Source organism: Paenibacillus sp. RUD330 (assembly GCF_002243345.2).
Taxonomy (GTDB): domain Bacteria; phylum Bacillota; class Bacilli; order Paenibacillales; family Paenibacillaceae; genus Paenibacillus_O.
Window position 1 is genome coordinate 4,666,723 of the sequence record NZ_CP022655.2, and the last position, 23,464, is coordinate 4,690,186.

Genomic DNA, 23,464 nt, shown 5'->3' on the forward strand with positions numbered 1-23,464 from the left:
TCACAACCTTAATAACGACGTAATGCTACTGTTTTTATTTGTTCGATAATCTTATCTACTTGCTCGAATCCCAGGCTAACTTTATGTTCTTTTGTAAAATCAAAAATGAGATCATCTAACTTCTGGGCAATTCGATTGTGAACTTCCATGTTGTCATACCAATCTACCTTGGTATAGGAGCGAATGATGTCTTCCATTTGCAAGGCTAATTCAGCTAACAACTCATCACTCATCTTCTGTTCTTGCATAATATCTTTAGCTACTCCATAGAAGGCCTGTGCATTAGAATTTTTCTTGATGCTGTCAGGGTACGCTTCAACAGGTTCACCTTGCTGATACTCCTTCTTCAGATCATTCATTCGCTGTAAATACTCAGCTTCCGAAATGCGCTGTTGCTTATAAGCATCAATAGCTTCCTTGATCCGTTCCGAAAACTTTTTGTAGTAGGCAGGGTTCTCATCCCACCTTGTATTAATACTCTTCGTAAGACGTGTCCGAATTGCATCTGCTTTGGCACGTTTTGATTCTAACCGTTCCAATTCCTCTTCAAATGCTTTTTCATTGAGAATATCCACAGGATTCGTGATACGAATGACTTCTTCTGCCGAAATGTAATGATCCATTAGATTTTGCATTTTTGCTTCGTATTCTTTATGATCAATGGAATCCGAATACCGTAGCTTGACTGCCTTTCTAAGCTCTTGATAAAACTTCAAGTCTCTCTTATATTTCTTTAGCTCTTCTGCTGGCAGTGCGTTATAGACTTTCTCGGACTCCAACGCAATACCAAGGTTTTGACCAAACTTCGAGAGGACTCCATAGAACTCTTGCCTACGCTCTTCATCTTCCAACCACACTTCATATTCTTCCGTATCCTGTTTGTTCTTGATTGGAGCGAAAATTTGAAGTAAGTCGGAGTAATATTGCCGCAGTGATCCAATGATACTGATCACATCGTAAATAGCCCCCTGCAAATCCTTTGGATCGAAGTTCTCCAGCCCTGAACCTGAATATAATTCTAACGCTTGATCGAGTCGGTTCAGCAGACCTCGATAATCAATAATAAATCCATAATCCTTGCCTTCATACAAACGATTGACTCTAGCGATTGCTTGCAGTAACGTATGTTCCTTCATTGGTTTATCGATATATAAAACAGTTGCTCTTGGTGCATCAAAACCTGTAAGAAGCTTATCAACGACAATTAACAGCTCAATCTCATCGCCTTCGATGAAATCCTCTTTTATAGCATCTTCGTATGATTCATCGTCACCGTACTTATTCATCATTCGATTCCAAAAATTGAGTACCTTATCTCTTGATACCTCATCAACAACCTCATGCCCTTCTCGTTGATCAGGAGGTGAAATAACAACCGCACAGGTAAGATCGCCAAACTCCTCGAATGCCTCCAAATAGCGGATCGCTTCGATCTTGCTATTCGTCGCAAGCATGGCTTTGAATTGGCTACCCTGCGTTTTATAGTTGTCCAAAAAGTGTTGGTTAATATCAAAGGCAATCATGCTGATCCGTTGATTAGACGATGCAATTCGTTCGAACTGACTCCACTTTTTCATGACCTCATCTTTTTGCTTGTCATTTAAGTTGCGTGTGATCATCTCTAAGCGGGTATCAATTGCCTTCTGATTGACGGTCTGATCAACCATCTTTCCTTCATATAAAAGAGGAACAATCGCCTTATCTCTTACGCCGTCTGCAATCGTGTATGTATGTATCAACTTGCCGAACTTAATCATGGTGTTCTTTTCTTTCTTCATCAGCGGCGTACCCGTGAAACCCAGATAACATGCGTTCGGGAACACTTTTTTCATTTTGATGTGAAACTCACCATACTGTGTACGATGGGATTCATCAACCAAGATAAAAATATCCCTAGATTCAACAGGCTTTTGCTTTGCCGAAGCGGTATCAAACTTGTGTACCAATGTCGTTACAATATCCGCATTATTGTCATTGATAAGTTCTACCAAATGTGAGCCTGATGTTGCCCTGCTCGCCTTCAACCTGGTGTGCTTAAATGTCTTAAATATTTGTTTATCCAGCTCCACCCGATCCGTAACAACAACTACTTTCGGATTATACTCATTCATTTCAGAAAGGATATATTTCGCCAGCATCACCATCGTTAAACTTTTGCCTGAGCCTTGCGTATGCCAAATAACCCCAGACTGACGATTTCCGTTTTCATCACGTTCTTGAATAGTCTTGATGATCTCCTTGATTGCAAAATACTGCTGGTAACGAGTAACCTTCTTAACATCTTTATCAAACAGGGTAAAGAAATCAGTTAGCTCTATTAATCGTTCTGGATGAAAAAGCGAAATGATATTCTTATCCTGCATCGTCGGCAAACGACCATCAACTGTTTCATCCAATAACGCCTGCAACCATTCTTCCTTTTCTTCTTTCCACACTGACCAGAACTTTTTTGGCGTGTTGCATGTTGCATACTTGGTTTCATTTTTGTTCGTTGACATGACGATCTGCACGTACTTAAAGAGCTGAGGAGCGTAGTCTTTCCCCTGATTACGAATCATCTGGCTAATACCTTGCTCCATGGAAATCGATGCCTTCTTGCATTCAATAACTGCAAATGGAATCCCATTTACAAACAACACAATATCAGGACGTACCGTCCCACGCCCGTCCATACGCTCTACTGCGAACTCTTCAACTACATGGAAAACATTATTCTCGAAGTTCTCCCAATCAATATATTGGATTGTAAATGATTTCTTTGAGCCATCGGGCAAAAATTCCGTATAGCTCCGTCCCAGCATCAATGTCTCGAAGATCTTTTCATTGGTTTTGACCAGTCCATCTGTTAATGGCTCGTCAAGATCCCGCATAGCTTGCTGAATATTGTTCTGACTGAACTTATATGTCACACCTTTGTACTCATAAGAGTTGAACTCTTTTAGCTGGTCTTCCAATACCGTTTTCAACAAAACGTTATAGAAACCGCCACGCATAGACTCGGCTTGCTCTGGAGTTAGAGGCTTATAATCTAAGCGATGTAACAACTCAAGTGCAGGCTGTTGGCTGATGTATTGCTCGTCATAACTATTTGGTCGTTCCACGTTTACACCTCCATGATAAGGATAAAAGGAAAGGGGAAAGGCTAGACCTTTACCCTTAATTTCCCTGTAAGTAAGAGTTGCATAAGACCTCTCTTTTGTTCCTTTATAGATACAACTTCTTTCTCAAGACAATCTATTTCATTGCCCGCATTCGTTAGTACCTCAGCAATTTTAAGTTGCTCATGCTTGGGTGGACAAACTACTGGAATGTTGAAAAAGTCACTTGCATCGACATTCAACAATCCATCATTCCTAACACCAGTATTTATCACTTTGCCTAAATGTCTATTCATTTTTCCTGATGCAAAGTAATGCTTATAGAACTCAGTTTCACCCTCAACGATCTGAAAACTATAATAAATATTTGGGACAAGAGCCTCTTCATAGTCTTCGAGTCTAAAAATACATCCACAAGGGTACGTTTTAGAATTACCTTTGTTATAGGCAAATTCGTTTTTCTTAATCAATGTATATTTCGATAGATTTTCACCCGCAATAACTTTACTAAATCTATCACTTTGATTAAGAAAACCACTTAACGAAGAAATCGTTAAAACAGGCTTATCTTCTTTTCCTTCATTTTTTCGCTGAATCCTTTTCGAAATCTCTTTTAACTTTTTTGCCGTCCATTCTTCGGGGAGTATTCCTGCTTTTGTGTCCATATAGCCTTCTGGCACTTCGCCACGACTAATCATTGCAATACGATCTTGTACCTCCTCTGTAGTACACCTCTCCCTATCATTCCACCTGATTTGTCCCGTCAATAACTTCTGCATTAATCCTTTTCTTTGCTCTTTTTTCAGTTCAATTAGTTTTTCTTTTAGTTCGATTGCTTCGTCCCAGGTAGACAATACATTCGCAATACCCTTTTGTTCATTAACACTAATGGGAATTGTGACTTCTGTTTCTGCAAACTCCTTTTGCCCTAAAGTTTTATTTCGACCTGCTCCACCAGGGGATGCTAACTTCAACAAGTGTTTGCCCTTGCTGGATTTAAAGAAGTGCGTAATAAAGTCAATGCTTAGTTTACTTTCAACTGGTCTGTACATTGGGAATCTATGAGACGCAATAAAACCTAATTCTCTATTTGTCGTTTTTGCTACTGCCATTTCCCATGCAAAGACAATATTGACTATAAAGCAGTCAGGCTCGATCCAAAAAACTGATTTACCACCTAAATCCTTTCCAGTAATGCTCTCTTTATAAAAGATTCCTTTCCCATGTGAACGTATTCCGATTTCTCTATAAGTTTCATCATCTTTTACATTCACGGGATTTTTCAATCTCACTAACAACTCGTTAATCTTATAAACACTCCAGCCTTCAGGAACATGTTTTTTTCTTGCAGATTGTCTCTCTTTAACTTCCATACTCATTGTGCTACCACCTTTAACAATCATATTGGATAGAAGTTATATTACACTTACAATCCAAGATCTTTTAGATACTTTTCCATCTGAGCTTCAGCATGAGCAAGTTCTTTTTTTATTTGATCTATATTCAACCTTGTTTGTCTTATATCAATTTCTTTTTCTTCTTCATACGTATCAACATATCGAGGAATATTTAAGTTATAATCGTTCTCGACTATTTCATCACTCGAAGCAACGTATGAGTATTTATCAATTACTTGGAATCCTTCATATGTGCTAATAATTTTTTGAATATCCTCTTCCCTGATTATATATTGGTTAATTGCTTTATCATAATTGTCTTCTGAAGAAGCATCAATGAACAGTACATCTTTACGCTTACGATTTTTTTTGAAAATCATAATACATGCAGGAATACTTGTACCAAAGAATAAATTCTCTGGTAGACCAATTACCGCCTCTAATAGATTCATATCTATTATTTGTTTTCGAATTGCTCGCTCACTCGCCCCTCTGAACAATACCCCATGAGGAAGAATAGTTGCCATTCTGCCATTCTCAGCTAATGAATAAAGCATATGCTGAACAAAAGCATAGTCACCATATTTCCCAGGTGGAACCCCCCATTCAAATCGTTTATGCTGATCCAAACTCGCCGCCATTTTAAATTTTTCATCAGTGTTTCCCTCACCTGCAAAACCTATTGCCCACTTATCGAGCGAAAAAGGCGGGTTGGCAACGATTACCTGATACTTCATCAACTTACCGTCTTCTAAGTGAAGTGGGTTTGATAATGTATCTCCCCATTCGATTTTTGCATCATCAATACCATGCAAATACATGTTCATCAGTGCAAGAGAGTGAGTTTGTCCGTTCCGTTCTTGCCCATAGATAGCGACCTTCTTGGATGGAACTTGATTTGCCACCTTTATCAGCAAGGAGCCTGATCCGCATGTTGGGTCATAAATGCGATCATTTTCTTTTGGCTTAACCAATCGAGCCAGCAGTTCCGACACCATCGAAGGCGTAAAAAATTCCCCACCTTTTTTGCCAGCATCAGAAGCAAACCGTTCGATCATAAACTGATACGCATCACCAATGACATCTTCACTACCGACAATGGAAGGCTTCAAGGTAAGCTTATTGAAGTCTTCCAGCAATGCACGAAGCATCGCATTTCGTTCTTTTGCTTTTCCAAGAGTGGCTTCACTGTTAAAGTCGATATTACGGAATACACCACGCAGTTTCCCTGTGTTCTCGTTCTCCAAACGTTCCAAAGCCTTGTTGATGATTTCACCAATCTCCGTATCCGTTCGTTTACTATATAAATAATCGAAAGTGGATAGTTCATCTAATACGAAACGTTCTCTGGATAAAGCACGTTGAATTCGATGTTGATCGCCATCATAACGTTTTGTATATTCTTCGACATGTTCTTTGTACGCATCGCTCAGATACTTGATAAACAACATAGTAAGGATATAATCCTTATATGTACTGGAGTCAATTTTCCCCCGAAATGTATCCGCCGCTTGCCATAAAACTGCATTTATTTGCTGTGAAGTCACTTGCTCACTCATCCTTGTTCCCCCTATGAACTTTTCCGTTTTTTCCATAAACCAGCTCTTCAATTATACATGAAAGGAAGGGAAGGGAGTATGCCTCCCCCTCCTAACAATTTTCGGGATTAATCATTTTTCACATAAGCATCTGAGATACCCATCATTTGATAGCTATCCGTGTAACTTCGCTCATGCTTAACCTTGGCTTCATCCATCGCCTTTTGGTACAATTCATCAGCTTGAAGCAACATCTGGCCAACTTCTCGTTGCTGATCAAATGTAAGTTTCGGCATCTTAATCGAAGCAACATCCTTATGGCTGAGTACCGTGACTGTCGTACCTCGCTGATACGCTTGTAAATAATACTGTCCGATTGGACTTTCCAGGAATGCCTTAATGAAATGAGGTTCATACTTTGCTCGATCTGACACCCGAATCCGAAGAAAGTTACTCGAAAATACAAGTGGTTTCTCTTGGATGTCTTCTGGTGTCACAACAGTCATTTTAAGCATCGTTCCTCGACTGGATAGCAAGACATCACCTGGTTCAAGTTCATAATTTCTTGCTCGCCTTGAACTTAAAGTGACTCCCTTCAATCCCTCAGCAATGATTCGATCCTCCTTAACGTTAGCCAGATTAACCAGATAGTGCGTTGCCTCTGACTCCTCGCTTTCATCTTTGGTCGGATTGATTCCTCGTTCAACATCAGCAATCTCGCCAAGCAAGACCTTAGGAAGCTCCGACTGCTCGTATTTCTTTCGGTTAATATTTGCATTCCCTATCCTTGAAGAAACCTCTGCTTTTTCAAAATACCTCATTGGATGCAAACTCCAATCGTTGTCAGCAAGCTCGTTAATCGGAACAATTCGACTATAACCCTCAATCTGCTTATAGTTCTGATAAGCATGAACAATATCTACGATGTCAGACTCCCGCAGAACATTCTGATTCCGAATCGCTTTTCCATAACTGTCCTCGGCATTAATAAACTGTATTCGATCCTTCATTGCATCAGGTTTGTTCTTATTTATCACCAGCACAGCTACAGGAATACCTGTGCCGATAAAAAGATTCGCTGGCAAACCAATGACTGCTTCAATCAGATTTTCTTGAATCAAGCTGGTACGAATCTTCGCTTCAGATGCCCCTCTGAATAGAACGCCATGCGGAACTATAACCACTGCCTTACCATCCTCTTTGAGAGATGCGATGCTATGTAGAACAAATGCCATGTCCCCATAAGACCGACTCGGTAGGCCATAACGAAAACGTCCATATACATCTTTTTCTGCTTCTTCATATCCCCAGTTACTCAATGCGAATGGCGGGGATGACAGTATCCCATCAAACTTCATTAATTGACCATCATCATCCTTTAGTTGAGGGTTCGTGATGGTATTACCGAGTTTCACATCTGCGGTATCAGGGTACATACCATGAATAATTAGGGTCATAATTCCTAGTGCACGAGTCTGTGCATTGATTTCCTGACCGTACAGTTTAACTTCACCTTTGTTCAATTGTGCATATTTATTTGCTTCAATAAGAAAACCATTTAAACCTGAAGCGTGATCGCATATCGTACCACTCGACTTATCAAGTAGGCGTGGAAGAAGCGTCGTGATACTCCTCGGACTACTTGCTTCTCCTCCGTAAGCACCTTCCCTAGAAACGAAAGCCTCTAGCAAATCTTCTAAGTACCTTGTTACAGTTCCAGTCAACGGATTAGGGTCATCATACAACTCTCGATTGAATGATTGACGATTTAGCACCTTATCTGCAACCTTGAATAAGCTCAGATCATCCTTAATGCTGTCGAAGTTAAAGATTGTAAAGACATCCTTTAATGATGGATTACAGTTCTCGAACTGCTGGAAAGCCATATGAAGCTTTTTACCAAAATCAATACCATTAGAAGTGATTGCTTCCCAGGAATGACTTTCGGGAATAATAAAGCTGTGATTTGTGTTTTCACAAAGAAGCTTGTAGGTCAACATTGGCTGTAGATAGTGCCTTATCTCAGTTGTTTGCATGATGCCTCTCCAACTATCCCCAATAACCCACGCATCTTTGTCAGCCTCATTCATTAACGTTTTTCTCATTATCATCCTCGCCTTTCGTTTTTAATTACTTTTTTTGTGTATTAGCAATACACTTTATATGGATTCATTGATAAATCCTTATTCGCATTTCCCATCTGTTACCTATGCTATCATGTCGTCAATTCTTTGTAAAGTGTATCTATGATACTTTTTTTGAATATAAAAAATCCATTTTATCTAAATTTTATAAACCTACTGATTGCAACGGGATTCTGATTCAGATACGCCAAAGTATTCATTGATCCAATTTTCAATATTAAAAATAGAGATGGGTTGCCCCATCCCCTCGAACCTTTTTATCCCCCGCTTTACTACATTGCAATTTTTAATTCATCAATCAGCTCAGATAAAACGAACAAATCTCGTACTTTTGTTTGTTCTTTCCATGGGCAAGTAATTACATGATCATTGATCTTCACAAAAATTTCCTTTATTTCCCTACTCACTAGTTCTCCATCAAGCATGAAATCGTTTGAGATCATCATTTCTTGCAACGTATTTTCCATAGTCCTTTCTTTCTCTACATCTTTGAAAGCTGTTTTTAGGGCCTCGTGATATGGAATATCCAGTGCTTCGCAGATCTGAAATATTTTCGAGATGGACGGCGACTTTCTTTCTCCTGATTCAAGTCTGAAAATGTATGAGGAACTGACCCCGCTAATATCCTCCAGCTCCTTGAGTGAATAGTTCCGCAGTAACCTAAAATGTTTAAGTAATAGTCCGAAGCTGTCCGAGATTTCTATCCCCTTCCCTTTTTCCGATTCATCCTCATCCAAATGCACCTGCTTCTGATTGTCGTCATTCATTTTGATCGACTCCTTTTTCAATTCTCAATTAAGAATCCTTTTTTTCTATTAACGCTGTATTATAAGCAAATCTAACGTTCATGATTACTTCATTAGTACAACAATTAGATTTTTGGATAGCCATCATAACAGTTGCAGATAGCTCTTAATAAACGGATTCGCATATAATTCCAATCGTGTTTGGGTTGTAACTCTATGAGAGTAAATATGAACACTTTCTCTCAAGCGATCTCTCCTCTGAGCAAGTATCCCTTTTGGCAAAATCAATTATTATCTATTACAGAGCTAGTTACCCCAGAGTCAGATTGTCTTGATCTCTAGCAATTTACGTAAATATTTCATACAACATTCATCAGAAATATGATCATCTTCATTTCTTCACAGCGAAAACTCCAATCTCTATCACTACACATCTTATAAACCTCATAATTTGTGCATAATTCTTTAGCAAGTCTTTCATAACTATTATGAGGTAGGTTCACAACTTGGCAGATAACAAGCACTGCAATCTCCTACAGATCACCAATTTCTTTGAGATGCCCCCTCCATTCCTTACCTTCCCTGCACCACTTCCAATCATTACTTTGATATGGATCCCCCATCGTTTTTACAACTTCCTCAAACGTTCCTCCATATCTATCTTCGAAAAAGCATATCATATTCACTATTTCTTTGATTCTCTCTGTATTATAAATTTGATCGTCCAATGATAGCCTCCTCTTCGATTCCGACCTCAGTACCCTTTGCCAGTTTTAAGGCCTAGAACGTTGCTTCACAGCAATTCACAAACGCAAATATCATATTGCATCATATCTCTGCTATTCTCATACAGCTCGACAGGATCAAATTCCATTATGAGTTTGAATGTTCGTGTCGGATAGACTGAGGTTACTTTCATTTTAGAACCTCCACAACATGTCTAGTATAGGCTTAAAATCAAGGATAAAGCGGTATGCCGAGCTTCTTGCGGCGGTAAACCTCATAGGAGTTCATGTCTTTCTGCAACACCTTAATTTCATAAAGCGGAACCTCCTCAGATTCTTGCAGATCGTGAGTAATTTCGAGCAAATCGATTAATCTTTGCTTCCATTCTTTTTTCTCCGTTTCATAGAATATCGTCGCAATAATCGTATTAAAAACACGTTCAAGTTTGAGTTCTTTTCTCATCGCATAATAAGTCCAAAACTCTTCCTTGCTTTTCATGAACCACATCGCAATGAACCGATTCTTTCTATAGTTGTCTTCTATGCCAGCAATGATTTCATCAATCGATTCCCCCGCAAAAAAGCTCTCTCTCCACCAAATCAAATATGAATCAAACATATATGATGTCCTCCCATCTCATTTGCATCTACAGGAATTTTAGAAACAGGCGAGTTTACTTTCAAATATTGTAGTGCATCCTGCGACAATTTTAATTCTCTAGTTCCCATTTGCGGGATCTTAGTCTCAAATTTACAACTCTTTTGGGGTAATTCTTTCTTTACCTTAACCAAAAATCGTTCCCTCCCCTCTAATTCAACTCCATATTCGTACTATTACTTCGATTTCCTTTTGAGTTCTTCAATATACTTTAGCAATCTCTGATTTTCCTTCGAGACAGAGAAGCTCATATCAAGCACCTTCATGTCTTTTCTATTCGGATTTTTAACTTCACGATTTCGTCTCAGCGGCAATCTAACCCCCTCCTCATTCTTCCATAAACTGCTCAAGCTCATCTGCACTAAGTTCAGACGGTTCCTTGCCAACCTGTTTGCAATAATTAAACAATGCACGAACCTTTACTTTTGAGGATGAAGGTATAGCGAAAACGCCATCTTGAAAATCATCTTCAAGTGCAAGTTCGATGCGATCCTTCTCTTTTTCGAGATCCCGCCAATCAAAGATGTCTACAGCTTCGGGGTGGGCGTCTATTTCAAAGTCGTCAGCAAGATGACCAAAACAGTTTTCATATGTATCGCCATACTGTGATTGAAACACCTGGATCCGTGCTTTAATCTTGCTCAATCTTCCTTCAATCGTCTGATCACTTGCTTCCTTCATTTGTCGATGCCATTCTCTTTCAAATGCAGATGCGTGGATGTGATATTGCATTCTTTCTTTTATCAAATCAGCTTCGTCTTCAAGCAATCGCTCCAACTCACCAGGGGAATAGTCGGTATACTTAGCGACCTCTTCCATTTGCATCCCGCTATCGGCCATCCTTCTGACAACCATTAATATACCGATCTCGAAAGCTTTTTCATATGCAGATGCATACGCCTTATATTCTTCCCAATTGAACTCAGCTACATTGTTCTTGTAAGCATATTTTAGTGCAGCATCAACGGGTAACTTTGAATCATATGACTCCTTGTTGCATTGCGAACAGAAGTAATGTGGAATGTTATGAATGACGATTTTCCGAGTACCTACGAATAATTCATTCGAGCCGACTCTAAACTCTTTGGTTTTGCCACAAGTACAAATAGATTCCATTGTCACATTCCTCCTCTTTTCTCCTGATTCTTAGCCAATTGCTCTTTTGAATATGACCGTATTTTAACCCCTCCTCGTATTACCCTGATCTTACTTTCGACGTTTATCCGAAAATATGTAGATAACAATTACGCATCCTGCACCAAGCTAGAAATAGGTCCAGTTATCATTTGAACTGCTATATGATTCTGGAAATAGCTCCAAAACAGTAGCAGACCTCACCAATAACCCCCCCAAAGACTGAATACTCCTGTTTCAATATAGAAAGTATTCTTTGTTTTTGTTCTTCAAATTCTCTCCAATCAAAGTTGTCCACTGCTTCATTCATTCTATCAACCTCACTATTTGTAAAAAAGAGATCCCAAGCCTTTCAGCTTCTCTTTGTCAGGAGCGCTGACTTTAGACAACAGCATCAAATTTATGACTATATGCAATAATAAAAAACCTGCCGATCTAATGACCGACAGGTAATTTCAAAAATATTTTGTTGGGTTCGTTTCGAAATATACACATTCGAATCCCCTCAATTTCGATTAAGTTGATTTTATTTTTTTAGTATAGCACATTTCCCGTCCTTAGTACGTGAAATAAAGTTGTTTCATTGTGTAATATTAAACCCTATGCCCAACTCTTCCTACTCCTCTTCCATTTCACGCCATCATTTCTGGGAACCTCCGTAGAATTTCTGTATAACAGTAATCACACACAATGATATTCTTCTCGACCATCCCAATGAACTTCGCCTCTACTCTATAACTAGCCCCTTCTTCAACTGTCTCTGGCAACAGACTCTCATTACATACCGAACATCCCCCTCGAAGCTTCATGTAGCAATCCAAACAAAGCGCTCCTATATCATTGATCATGTGATTGAATAGCATCTCTGATTCATTAGAACAAAACGTGCAACATTTCATATTCTTCATCCTCCATTTTGTTTCGGAAACGCAAAAAGACCGCAGACTTAACCCGTTTAAAGGTTTTTGTCTGCGGTACTTCCGCAAATCCGATCAATATTTATTTGATTTTAATATACTTGATAACCATAGTATACGCAAGATTTTTTTGCTGTCTGACTGTTCAAGAAAAGGAATCCGTCACTTCCCAGCATTAGCACAACCCATCACTAATCCTCCCAAACATCCTTCATCAGCTCTTTTATTACCCCAACTCTACTTTTCGTTTCATCATCATCAGTCACCCATTTGCCATCAATCAGGATCACTGAATCTCCAGGCTCAACGGCACTGTCCACTTCCGATCTTGCAAAGTCCTTCGTTACTCCGTTTATCTCAATGACAACGAATTCGCCTTCAAATCGATCAACTATCCCCTTCATATCTATCCCTCCCATTCTATCATTCACATGCTATGCCATCGCCATCCCTATCTAGCTTTGTGGAATAGCCAGGATCGCCTTTGTGTAACGGAGCCTTCCCAGCCTCTCTGACTGCTGTACAGTTCTTGTACACCACATTATCTTCCTGCTTTTTCGGAACTTCAGTCGGCTTTGCCGCCGCTGGCTCGGATGGCTTTGCAGTCGATTTCGATGGACTCCCTCCACCCGATGTCTTTACTGTTATTTCCTTGCCATTCGTTGTGAAAATGATATTTCCTTGTTCGTCATTCCGATATATCTTGATTTTCTTAGCGTTTAGCCGCTGAAACACCTCAGAGGTTGGATGACCGTATTTGTTGTCTATGCCGACCTGGATGACAGCATATGTTGGTTGAACAGCATTTAAGAAGGCTTGAGTTGTAGATGATTTTGAACCATGATGCCCGACCATCAAGACATCAGCCCGTAAATTTGCATTGGAGCTAATCATATCTTTTTCGGATCCAGCCTCAGCGTCACCTGTGAGCAAAAAGGAGGTAGAGCCGTAACTAAGATGAATAACCGCACTCATTTCATTCGTTTCATCGTACTGATTGACAGGAGCAATCATCTTTACTGTCACATTCGACTCCCACTCAAGTGTTAAACCTGCTTTTGCTGTGGTAATCTTCAATCCCTTCCTTTGAATTGCTAATAGGACATCTTCAAAGGTCTTTGTATTAGACTGTACCTTCGGCATATAGATCTTGCCAATATCGAAATTATCAATGACCGCATCCAATCCGCCAATATGGTCGGCATCGGGATGAGTTCCGATCAAAATATCAATTTTGTTAACCTTCTGTTTCTTCAAATAGGCTACAATCAATTCCTCTTTATCGTTATTGCCTGCATCAATCAACATTGTCTTACCCGATGGTCCAACAATGAGCTGAGATGCGCCTTGACCTACATCAATAAAATGAACAGCCATGTTCCCTTTCAACACTTCGGGACTCGTCGCTTGTTTTTTGGATTGAGTTGATTCTTCACTCGATTTAATCAAATCAATAGATGATGTTGTTGTTTCTGATACCGATTGCTGAGTAGTTGACTTTGTTTCGGCGACCTGTTTCACATCTGCATTGTCATTGCCATGGATTTGCTGTACGATCGAATTTGTTTGAGTACAACCGACAAGTAAAACAATAGACATGATCATTGCAAATGTTAATTTCATTATTCTTGTAATCAAGATTCCCCCCCTAAATAGCTATCATCAGTTTTTTATTGCCTCCTCCTGATCGGAGTTTGCATTTGAAGCATCTTCTACATCTGATATTTTGATCGTAAACTCTCATTATCAATGTGAATATAATTCTTGAAGTAGCCATTCTCCCGTTCCATATATTTAGGATGTTCAGATAGATAGAGTTCAAAATGTTTTTCTAATGCATGTGTCTCACCGTATAGCTTTAAGTCTTTAAGCCCATCATGTCTAATCAAATGTTTGATTATTCGACCAACAGATTCGGGATAATCCTGTTGTAACATATACTCCTCTATTGACTTCTCGAATTTTCTTTCAATGTAATCTTTATAATTAATTTTTCCTTCATGAATATCCCGAAATTCTATATATGCTTCATCCATTTCAACTTTACTTACGTTGTTTACCTGTCTTAATTCTTTTGTCACATCAAACAAATAATCGATATGCCTTCTTAACAGCGGGAGATTGGCATTTAACAAACACTCAATTTCTTCAGAAAACTCGATCTCATTAATATGCTTGATTATAGACTGTGGCAACTTGGTATCATTCCGCCAAATTTTATCTAAAATCTCATCCAATTCAATGTTAATCTGATGAATCCCCTTATGTACCTGTCTTGCAATATGATCAGGAATATCCAACTCTTTTTGAAAGTGTGTTCTCCCTAAACTTATTTTTTGCCCGCTCTTTATATCTCTAAGTATAAATTCGTATCGTAACGACTTTCCACAGAGGCAAGTAACCCCCTTTTTAACTCCCCCGTGATCGACATAGCCATCAAAGAAAAAACGTTCAGTTCCTTTATAAGAAGCTAATACATTGGCGAAATATGATTGTTTTGATAATCTTGAGAAAACGTGTAAAGCATTTCTTTGGCTCTTCGATAATGATCGGATAATTGCTTTCCGCTCTTCTTCTGTAAAGTACATCTTTATATCTCCTCTCGATGTAAAATCAATATCCGAATATCTCCTCTAATATCCCTATGTGCTTCCAACTATCGATGAGCATCAAAGACTGAATCAAATCAGCACTCTTCTTAAAAGATTCTTTTAGATTTTCGTCAATACTTTCAGGATGAATAAGTTGAAAATACACCTTCAACCTAACCATTTCATACACCGTATCCGTAGGATCCTCATCCACTTGCGGAGAATAAATCATTAATTCACCTTTATACGAAACAACCCCTAAGCCAACTTCTGTTGCGAGATCAATATCAACTCTGTCTTTTATCCTGTAAAATGCAAGATTGCTATTGCTCTGAAATTGAGTAGTGAATACAGCTTCAATATCGTCTAACTTCCCTTTCTCTTTCAGTAGACTCCTTGCTTGTTCTAAAGCACCACTATTCCCTTGAAATAAGTCATTGCTACTGGTTCCAAGGAAACCACCCAATGAATAAGTATCAAACTCATTGTCCATTACAATCATCGAAACTATCTCAAAATCAACATCCTTAACCAATTCAGACGCATCAATTATTAAATCAATATATTTTTCAAGTGCTCCAACATCCCTCTTCTGAAAGTAAACCAATTCCCCCATATCTCTTCCCCCAATTATGTATATTTCCTGTTAGTTATGATCGAATTATATTACCGTTTTTTTCATTTGTATAGGCATATAATAGAGACTATTTTTCACACGCATTTATAAAAAAATATTGAAAAATTATTGAACTGAAAAACTGCTGTTCTATACAATCTGCCGTAGAAATCCATTTTGAATCACATCAAAACAATCGAAACAGGCAACGTAATTATTCTCACCCATCCTAACAAACTTAGCTCTGACTTGATAATTCACATTTTCTTTGATCTCTGTCGGTAAAAAGCTCCCGCCACAAGTACCGTACGATCCATGTAATTGCAAGTAGCAACTAGCACAAAGCGTTCCGATCTCATGTACAGGGTGGTTAAATACCATCTCGGTTTTTTCGGAACAGAACGTACAATATTTCATCTTCTCAATCCTCCAATTTGTTTTAGAATGCAAAAAAACCGCAGACTAACCCATTAGGGTTGGTCTGCGGTGCTTCCGATTCAATATTCAATTCACATTCACTATAACAATTGATTCAAAAGTATTCAGCGGCGGTATGAGTTTTATTTGCGTTATGTGTTTATTTTGGTGGATATAGTAAAATGGTATGTGCTTGTCACTATATACAAAACGAGTATTTGTAATTTTGATTAAATGTTGTCTGTGTGCTGTCATAAGTATATACTCCACATTGCTTACAGTATTGGTCATACTTATACTCAAGCGGAATTCCCAATTTATTAGCGTCACTTTACGTAAGCCAAGTTTTCTGATGATTTGACTGATGAAACCCCTTTGTAACATATAAACGATGTATTGATTCATAGCATGATGGTTGTTCTACAGACTTATCTTAATCCCAAATGACATATACTCCCGTACCATTAATTTTAGCACATTCATCAATTTGGTTTATCGTAAGAGTTACAGAAGGACTTATTGTTTCCAATAATTCTTTACACATATTCAGTCTCCTCAATTTGTAAGTTCCACTCCTTAGTGAACCGAATGACCTAGGGATTCGTAAAGCAGTAAAGTAAAGTCGCATTATATGCGGCTATTTCTAGTGATTGCTTGAGCCGTTATTGCTTGGTTCTTTGTAAGTAACATATAAGAAAAGTGTCTTCATATTCCGAATCGAAAGCAAAATCGAGTGTATTGTTATGGTAAGCCATGAACCTGCCAGCCCCCATGCCCACCATGAAATTTGCCACTCTTTTAGATTCTGAGGGATGAAAGAACCAACGTAAAATAGAATAATGCTCAAAAAAACAACTATAAGTTGAATTATTACCGCCCAAGTAAAGAAGCAAATTAACATATCATAAAGATTCATTGCTCCATCACTGGATCTTCTATTTCTCAATACACCCGTTGGACCACTTGTAATCGTAGAGAGGATTGTAATACTTGCTATATTGAATCCTGCAAGAATAGAAATAGCGGCAATTACTTGCCCACTAATTTGTTGAAACTTTTCTATTAAAATTGATAACTTATCAACTGAATATGATGTAAAGAATAATAAAACGATAGAAATCAAGATAGGAAAGAAAAAATCGACCAGGATTTCGGAGACAGAAGCATATTTCCAATATCTTTTGAATGTAATCCAAGGGAAATTGTTTGCTTTATAAAAAGCTTTTAGCTTTCGCATTTCAAACTATCCTCTCCTTAGTAATTCCCTTCTTTGTGCAATCTCAAATAGAACTGTCTCTACAGACCTTAATGTGGGTTGCCCAGTACCATCTACTTCGACACTTCGCTTGTATTTTTCTTGTGATTCATCCATCCTGATAACCTTTTCGGCTCCTGCTAACTTTCCTTTTACAACGATTTTGGTTACGCCAGGTTTATCTTTATACCTCCTTACAAATGGAACTGCACCAGCAAGACCGCTTCTTCTATATTTCGCCGAGAAATCCAGCTTTACACTTGTAGCGTCAGTAAGTTCCGCCTCATCTTGTAGTGCCCTCACAGCCGCATTTTCATCAGCGGCAGGCTGCGCTGTCGTCACTTCAATTGAAATTTTATTTACTGAGTTTAAAGCTTGAATATTTTCAAAAAATGAGTTATCTAACAAGGTGCATATTTGTATATACGTTAATTGGTTCTGTCTAATGACTGGATCTCCGAATCGCTCAATATACTCCTCAATACGAGGACGATTCAATTTCGAATGTGACTGAAGTAGAAGCAACCCATCACTTTTTCTAATCAAAAAATATGTATAGATTGTTTCTCCTTCCCTTAAATGTTTTGGGTTTGGTCGTCTAGTAAGGTTATCCGCATGAATTAATTCTCCAGTTGTTCCATATTCCGCATATGCAAACCGCCCAAACAAATAATTTGTCTCAATCGAAAAATGGTCAAGGTAAATTAACCATGAATCATGAAACCTCTCAGTCTTTATTGCGCTGGGTAATTGGGAAATATGATCCATTAGAGTGCTCATTATTGTAAAATCCCATTTAATCGAATCAACTTGTCTTTGTCCATCCAAGAAATGTAAATCAATCTGATATGCATAGAAGCTTTTTCTTTTTGCAGGCACAATCACCATCTCCTTTCATTTTGCTTATTCGACAAATTATTGGAAATACCTCCCTTTTTAACCTGCTAGCTAGTTACAAGATCAGATCGCATTTAATAGAACAAGTAATCTGGTAAAGAAAATTTCCGAAAAGACACCTTATCAACATGAAATTGATTTATGTACAAGGGAAAACATTTAGTTTGCTTCTCCCATATCAATCTTCATAAACTGATTCAATTCTGGAACGATAAAGTATCCACAGCTTCGAAGCTCTTCTTTCATATCTTCAACAGCAATGTATATGTCTGCCGCTAATACCTCCAGCGATTCAAAATTTCCCGATCGCAAATACCTGTATAAAAAGTCAACACATTTGGAGATTCGATACTGATAAAACTGATGCCCGTACAAGTTAAGCACCTCCTCTTTTGATTTCTTCTATGTACTTGATTGTACGACATAACTACCAATTTGGTTCTCTAGCATGCTTGAGCTTTAGCCTTTTCAGGGGAAGGGTAGGGGATAGAAAAAGGAGGGGTTAGGAGAAGCGCTACCCCTAAACCCTCTTGCTCTATTCCTTGCTGACCCTTGTGATTACAGGCATTTTACCCAACTTGTCCTATTTTAACTCCGCTATTCCCAACATTTCCTGCTTTTCGTTGGGAGATAGGTTGGAGGTTGAGATAAATGAAATTAGCTATTTGCTCTAGGACGAGTTTTTCGGCGAATAAAAATGCGTGAGTTATGTAACAGCTACACATTGAGCAATCAATATGGAGTAGGAAGATCAAAACATCTTTGATTACCGACTCTATATCTTTACGTTTTCTTTGCCTCACTCCGTCGGCTCAGTAACAACTTTACGATTTGCTACTGAATTCATTCATGGTTGAGATAATTGGTTTAAAATATTCCTGTGTTAGTTCTTGATAGTATCTCAGCATGAAGCTTCCTGCGGTTTCATTTATATCATCTCTTCTTCCCCATTCCTTTGATGTTCTTAGTGGGAATGGAAGCAAGAAGATATTGAATGTTCGAGCCTCCAGTTGTATTTCTGCTTTTAAACTTGAATGAGTTGGGTGAACTGTCGATTGAAAAGTTCTAAATTCAGCTTCAGGAAAAATTTTTTCTAACACACGTCTTTTAGTGGGTATTTCACCCAAACACATCATGATTGGAGAATTTGTACTATTAAAGAGATTGCGCAAAATAGCAAGGCGTTTCTCTACATCCTCGGTATAGTTCGTATTGTTGTCACAGAACTCCTGTTCATATTTTAATGAAAATGCCCTTTCATATAACTTTGAATCCAAACCAAATTGTGTAGATGTCGGTTGAAATTCAATTGGCCACTTTTTCATATCTCTTCTAGGCAATGGCTTCCAATCAGTAAGAGCAGTATGTAGAAGATCATCAGTAGAGGATTGAAATAGTGTTTGTATACGATCCTTGATTTTTCTGGCTATGTCCTTATCATCATTCATTAATCGAAACCAGTAATCTTTACTTTCTTTTGGTTGTTCTAATTCCAGGCACATCCTTGCAATTATCTCGTTAAATGCTCCCTTAGCTGGCTTTCCAGTTAACAAAGTTCTATCCCTTTTATATATGTAATCTCTGATTTTTTGACCACCTGACTGAGCATTTGGTTCCCAATAACCTTGTTCTCTATTTGGAGGACTGAGTGCGGAGGTAAGATTACCGTTGGAATCAAAGGAACCAAATTTTTCGACTCTAGCAACAATATTTGATTCCTCATCATGTCCACCCAGTCCCTCTTCAATTCCAAAAACGTAAATCTTCGATTTCTGAAAATCTCCGCATCCAACATACGATAAAAGTGTTTGATACTGCTCTTTGCTTATGTGCCATTTCGTCATTCTTTTAGCTCCTTGTAGTTTTTGAATTGTCGAATATAACTCCATTAAAGTATTTACTCAACAATTGATCTATTTCGTACTTATGCGAATTACTTCAGGATCATAAGTTGCTTACCATTTTTTGAACCATTTTCACAATAACGTCTGCGGAAGATATATTTCAACTATCAATCCATCTAAAAACAAACTAGTCACATTCTTTCGAAATTAGTAACTGCTCTACGACACCCCAGTTGTTGTAAAATCTACTGCAATCATAAACTCCTTCTCGATCATCAATCCATTTTCCATGAATATGATTGACATAAAAATGATAATTACCGTTCGAATCGGTTGTTTTATGTCTTATCCACTCTTGAATTTCGGTTTTATTCAAAACAAGAACATGTAGCTCTTTGTCAAAGTCCTTTACCACGAAAAAGTAAATATCATACTTATTCAAAAGACTTTCATTAAAGGTAAACCACCCTGATGCATATCCTTCTTTTTCTCGAAATGACTTTGATGTTCGAATCAATATTCTATCTATGGTATTTTCTCCGTTTGAAATCGTTAGTTTCCCTAGTGAACGACTTCCATTTGTAAACTGCAATTGTGGATTCAGTTTGAACAACTGACTCTTAATATAATCACGCACATCATTAATGGACAATTTATCAACTTCTGAAGCCAAATCTGGTTGAGTATGTTGTAACTGATTCTTCAAAAGTGCTACCTCCTCTTTTAATATATCAATCTCATTTTTCATAGAACCAATCAGTGATAAAACTTTCAATTCAAAATCAGAATGCATGAACTATTCACCTCACTATATTTGGGCTTGGATAATAACTCCTTGTAGGAAAATGTTATCACAAAAGTACACAATAAATCAAATACGATATTTACAAATATCATTTTATATTAGTTCTATAATTGATCTATATTCGATCCATTAAAAAGATACGTTTTCACCTTATTTTATCCTCAGAAACCGAATGGGGTCTCTGACAATTGAGACGATCCCTTTTCACGCTTAATTCAAGTTCTTCTTAATGCAATTGTAAAAACACATGTCCTCCCTGTCCCCTTTTCCCAATACAAACAACTCAATCAAAATAGCAAAACCTATTATTATCCCTACTATGTGAACTACTCAAAAAGTCGTGTTGCGCCACCATCCCCCACCAAATCGCCACAAATCCTTGCGCCACTTGGCTTTAACGCCTCTCACCCTAACTCCCCTGTTTCAACACGAGCAAATAAAGTCGTCCTATAAATCGGAGTAATATCGGGGGCAAATCGGAGAAAAACTGTGATAAAAAAGTAAATAAAGTCGAATTAAGAGCAGGGGGAAAGGCAGGGTAGAGCAGGGATAAAACAGGGATCAGAGGAAAAGAAATCGGAGTAAAAATTGGAGAAGATATTGAGGAAAAGCTTGATAGAACAAGGGATTCGAGGAGTTTGAGTTCTCCCCTTCTCCCTAAACCCGCTTCCCTGATTTACAAAAGAAGCCGAGGAAAACAGGAGTGGATACCTGCGTTTCGCTCGGCTCGTGAGACGACTATTTAGGCTTTGAGATGACTTTTTAGGCTCTGAGATGACTTTTTGAGATATTCACATCCTTTTGTACTAACAGCGCCACCGACTCCACATGCACCGTATGCGGGAACATATCCACCGGTTGTACCTCAACCGTCCTATACCCTCCGGCCTCCAACACCTGCAGATCCCTCGCCAAGGTCGCTGGGTTACACGACACATATACAACCCGCTCCGGCTTCATCTCCAGAATCGTATCCAGCAGCTGCTCGTCGCAGCCTTTACGAGGCGGATCGACGACGATGACGTCCGGCTTGATGCCTTCCGAGCGCCAGCGTGGAATGACGACCTCGGCAGCTCCCGCTTCAAACGATGCATTTTCAATTCCATTCAATGAAGCGTTCCGCTTGGCATCCTCGATCGCTTCCGGAACAATCTCAACCCCATACACATGTCCCGCGCGGCGGGCCAGGAACAGCGAGATCGTCCCGATGCCGCAATAGGCGTCGATGACATTCTCGCTGCCGGTCAAGCCGGCATAATCGACGGCGGACTGGTAGAGCCGGAGCGTCTGCGCCGGATTGACCTGGTAGAACGAACGTGCAGAGATGGCGAAGCGGATTCCGTCGAGCTCGTCGTAAATGACATCGCTGCCCCAGAGGGTGCGCGTCTCGTCGCCGAAGATGACGTTGGTCTGCCGCTTGTTGATGTTCTGCACGATGCTCGTCACTGCGGGCAGTGCTTCGCGAATACCCTGGATCCAGTCCTCAAGGCGCGGAATGCGCGGTCCGTTCGTGACGAGGACGACCATCATCTCGCCGGTGACGAATCCAGTCCGGACGACGACATGGCGGAGGATACCGCGCCCTGTGGCTTCGTCGTACGCGGAGATGCCGACGCGGTTGCCGATGGCTTTGACCTGCCGCACCGCAGAGTCATTGTTCTCGTGCTGAATCAAGCACGAGTCCATGTCGACGATGCGGTGCGAGCCGCGGGCGTAGAAGCCGCCGATCAGGCTGCCGGCCGCGCCTCCGTCCAGGTCCGCCATCGCCATGCCGATGGGGACCTGCGCCTTGTTGCGGTAGCGCCATGGCTCGTCCATCCCGATCGTCGAATGGACGACCACGCCTGCGCGCGAGCCATGCTCTTCGGAGACCGCAGCAGCGCCGGACTCAGCGGTCTCGCGGCCTTCAACCGCCCGCGAGCTGCCGGTCACGGTCAGCTTGCCGATGCGCTCCAGGCTGTCGATGACATGCTGCCTTTTCCAGGCCAGCTGTCCTTCGTAGCTCATATGCTGCAGCTGGCAGCCGCCGCACTGCTTGTAGATCGGGCACGGAGCCTCGACCCGGTCCGGGCTTGCCTGGAGCAGCTCCAGCTGCTTGGCATATCCATAGGTCTTCTTGGTCTTGAGCACCTTGGCGGTGACTTTCTCGCCCGGCAGCGCTCCCTGGACGAATAGAGTAAAGCCGTCGACTCGGCCTACCCCTTCGCCTTCATGCGTCAGCCCGATGATGTCGAGCGTGACCGTATCGTTTTTGCCGACTGGCAAAGCTGGTTTCATCTCTTCGTTTCATCCGTTCTCTTCGTAGTCTAAAAGCTCCGATAAGAGGCTTGATGCCTCTTATGTCGCGGAACGAACGGTTCCGCTCGCGGCCTTGTCCGTCTGTCAAGAATACCATATTTCCGCCTCTTTCGCTCCGTGGCAGAAGTCTCCAAGCCCTTTTCAGAGGGATGCGACCATAGAGCGTTCTCGATGGTCGGTCTACTGGCGAGCCGAAGCGGTGATCCTAATCCTGAGCCTCCTGAAAGCAAAGCAGCAGGAAGACAAAGAGCGCCAGACATCATGATGTCTGGCGCTCTTTTCATTGACATGTGTTGACATCGGCCACCGATGTGCAAATATACCATTCAACGAGCATATTAACAGGTACAGAAAGTGAGGTTGACACTTTCAAAGAAGTGGGCT

19 protein-coding genes are annotated in these 23,464 nt (G+C 39.9%); all 19 read right to left on the reverse strand.

Annotated elements, in window-relative coordinates:
* Positions 1 to 8 precede the first annotated feature (8 nt).
* Positions 9 to 3,101, reverse strand: coding sequence for a type I restriction endonuclease subunit R (locus tag CIC07_RS21400; protein WP_094248233.1), 3,093 nt, complete (start codon positions 3,099 to 3,101; stop codon positions 9 to 11).
* Positions 3,102 to 3,142: 41 nt separating this feature from the next.
* On the reverse strand, positions 3,143 to 4,477 hold the full coding sequence (locus CIC07_RS21405; RefSeq protein ID WP_165895361.1) for a restriction endonuclease subunit S: 1,335 nt from the start codon (positions 4,475 to 4,477) through the stop codon (positions 3,143 to 3,145).
* 47 nt (positions 4,478 to 4,524) lie between these two features.
* The gene (locus CIC07_RS21410) at positions 4,525 to 6,054 is read right to left on the reverse strand and encodes a type I restriction-modification system subunit M (RefSeq protein WP_094248420.1); all 1,530 of its coding nucleotides are present in this window, start codon (positions 6,052 to 6,054) and stop codon (positions 4,525 to 4,527) included.
* A gap of 107 nt (positions 6,055 to 6,161) precedes the next feature.
* Entirely contained in the window at positions 6,162 to 8,138 is a 1,977-nt protein-coding gene (locus tag CIC07_RS21415) for an N-6 DNA methylase (RefSeq protein ID WP_157741957.1), read from the reverse strand.
* 311 nt (positions 8,139 to 8,449) lie between these two features.
* The gene (locus CIC07_RS21420; RefSeq protein ID WP_094248236.1) at positions 8,450 to 8,944 is read right to left on the reverse strand and encodes a helix-turn-helix domain-containing protein; all 495 of its coding nucleotides are present in this window, start codon (positions 8,942 to 8,944) and stop codon (positions 8,450 to 8,452) included.
* Positions 8,945 to 9,456: 512 nt separating this feature from the next.
* Positions 9,457 to 9,651 (reverse strand): hypothetical protein, encoded by a 195-nt coding sequence (locus tag CIC07_RS21425; protein WP_094248237.1) that lies wholly within the window; start codon positions 9,649 to 9,651, stop codon positions 9,457 to 9,459.
* 229 nt (positions 9,652 to 9,880) lie between these two features.
* Positions 9,881 to 10,267: a hypothetical protein gene (locus CIC07_RS21430; protein WP_094248238.1), complete on the reverse strand. Its 387-nt coding sequence runs from the start codon at positions 10,265 to 10,267 to the stop codon at positions 9,881 to 9,883.
* Entirely contained in the window at positions 10,249 to 10,440 is a 192-nt protein-coding gene (locus tag CIC07_RS21435; protein ID WP_157741958.1) for a hypothetical protein, read from the reverse strand. The genes CIC07_RS21430 and CIC07_RS21435 overlap by 19 nt, the downstream gene beginning before the upstream one ends.
* A 193-nt stretch (positions 10,441 to 10,633) precedes the next feature.
* Entirely contained in the window at positions 10,634 to 11,422 is a 789-nt protein-coding gene (locus CIC07_RS21440) for a YgiT-type zinc finger protein (RefSeq protein WP_094248239.1), read from the reverse strand.
* A gap of 1,126 nt (positions 11,423 to 12,548) precedes the next feature.
* The gene (locus CIC07_RS21445; protein ID WP_094248241.1) at positions 12,549 to 12,761 is read right to left on the reverse strand and encodes a DUF3006 domain-containing protein; all 213 of its coding nucleotides are present in this window, start codon (positions 12,759 to 12,761) and stop codon (positions 12,549 to 12,551) included.
* A 19-nt stretch (positions 12,762 to 12,780) separates the two neighbouring features.
* A complete protein-coding gene (locus CIC07_RS21450) occupies positions 12,781 to 13,995 on the reverse strand; it encodes an MBL fold metallo-hydrolase (RefSeq protein ID WP_206109139.1) in 1,215 nt (404 codons plus the stop codon).
* 74 nt (positions 13,996 to 14,069) lie between these two features.
* Complete coding sequence (locus tag CIC07_RS21455; RefSeq protein WP_094248243.1) at positions 14,070 to 14,945, reverse strand: RasGEF domain-containing protein; 876 nt, start codon at positions 14,943 to 14,945, stop codon at positions 14,070 to 14,072.
* Positions 14,946 to 14,970: 25 nt separating this feature from the next.
* Positions 14,971 to 15,564 (reverse strand): hypothetical protein, encoded by a 594-nt coding sequence (locus tag CIC07_RS21460; protein ID WP_094248244.1) that lies wholly within the window; start codon positions 15,562 to 15,564, stop codon positions 14,971 to 14,973.
* A gap of 1,060 nt (positions 15,565 to 16,624) precedes the next feature.
* Positions 16,625 to 17,218 carry a hypothetical protein gene (locus CIC07_RS21465; RefSeq protein ID WP_094248245.1) on the reverse strand — a complete coding sequence of 198 codons (594 nt, stop codon included), beginning with the start codon at positions 17,216 to 17,218 and terminating at the stop codon, positions 16,625 to 16,627.
* 6 nt (positions 17,219 to 17,224) lie between these two features.
* Complete coding sequence (locus tag CIC07_RS21470) at positions 17,225 to 18,115, reverse strand: hypothetical protein (RefSeq protein ID WP_094248421.1); 891 nt, start codon at positions 18,113 to 18,115, stop codon at positions 17,225 to 17,227.
* Between the two features lie 177 nt (positions 18,116 to 18,292).
* A complete protein-coding gene (locus CIC07_RS21475; RefSeq protein WP_094248246.1) occupies positions 18,293 to 18,508 on the reverse strand; it encodes a hypothetical protein in 216 nt (71 codons plus the stop codon).
* Between the two features lie 449 nt (positions 18,509 to 18,957).
* Complete coding sequence (locus CIC07_RS21480; RefSeq protein ID WP_157741959.1) at positions 18,958 to 19,977, reverse strand: hypothetical protein; 1,020 nt, start codon at positions 19,975 to 19,977, stop codon at positions 18,958 to 18,960.
* Between the two features lie 187 nt (positions 19,978 to 20,164).
* Positions 20,165 to 20,770: a hypothetical protein gene (locus CIC07_RS21485; protein WP_157741960.1), complete on the reverse strand. Its 606-nt coding sequence runs from the start codon at positions 20,768 to 20,770 to the stop codon at positions 20,165 to 20,167.
* Between the two features lie 774 nt (positions 20,771 to 21,544).
* Positions 21,545 to 23,059 (reverse strand): 23S rRNA (uracil(1939)-C(5))-methyltransferase RlmD, encoded by a 1,515-nt coding sequence (gene rlmD / locus CIC07_RS21490; RefSeq protein WP_094248248.1) that lies wholly within the window; start codon positions 23,057 to 23,059, stop codon positions 21,545 to 21,547.
* Positions 23,060 to 23,464: the final 405 nt, after the last annotated feature.

Coding starts and splice junctions, on each gene's coding strand:
- CIC07_RS21445 (WP_094248241.1), bottom strand. CDS start 12,761: ATGAAGGGGATAGTTGATCGATTTGAAGGCGAATTCGTTGTCATTGAG.
- rlmD (WP_094248248.1), bottom strand. CDS start 23,059: ATGAAACCAGCTTTGCCAGTCGGCAAAAACGATACGGTCACGCTCGAC.
- CIC07_RS21465 (WP_094248245.1), bottom strand. CDS start 17,218: ATGCGAAAGCTAAAAGCTTTTTATAAAGCAAACAATTTCCCTTGGATT.
- CIC07_RS21455 (WP_094248243.1), bottom strand. CDS start 14,945: ATGTACTTTACAGAAGAAGAGCGGAAAGCAATTATCCGATCATTATCG.
- CIC07_RS21480 (WP_157741959.1), bottom strand. CDS start 19,977: ATGACGAAATGGCACATAAGCAAAGAGCAGTATCAAACACTTTTATCG.
- CIC07_RS21460 (WP_094248244.1), bottom strand. CDS start 15,564: ATGGGGGAATTGGTTTACTTTCAGAAGAGGGATGTTGGAGCACTTGAA.
- CIC07_RS21405 (WP_165895361.1), bottom strand. CDS start 4,477: ATGAGTATGGAAGTTAAAGAGAGACAATCTGCAAGAAAAAAACATGTT.
- CIC07_RS21410 (WP_094248420.1), bottom strand. CDS start 6,054: ATGAGTGAGCAAGTGACTTCACAGCAAATAAATGCAGTTTTATGGCAA.
- CIC07_RS21430 (WP_094248238.1), bottom strand. CDS start 10,267: ATGTTTGATTCATATTTGATTTGGTGGAGAGAGAGCTTTTTTGCGGGG.
- CIC07_RS21415 (WP_157741957.1), bottom strand. CDS start 8,138: ATGAGAAAAACGTTAATGAATGAGGCTGACAAAGATGCGTGGGTTATT.
- CIC07_RS21440 (WP_094248239.1), bottom strand. CDS start 11,422: ATGGAATCTATTTGTACTTGTGGCAAAACCAAAGAGTTTAGAGTCGGC.
- CIC07_RS21420 (WP_094248236.1), bottom strand. CDS start 8,944: ATGAATGACGACAATCAGAAGCAGGTGCATTTGGATGAGGATGAATCG.
- CIC07_RS21485 (WP_157741960.1), bottom strand. CDS start 20,770: ATGCATTCTGATTTTGAATTGAAAGTTTTATCACTGATTGGTTCTATG.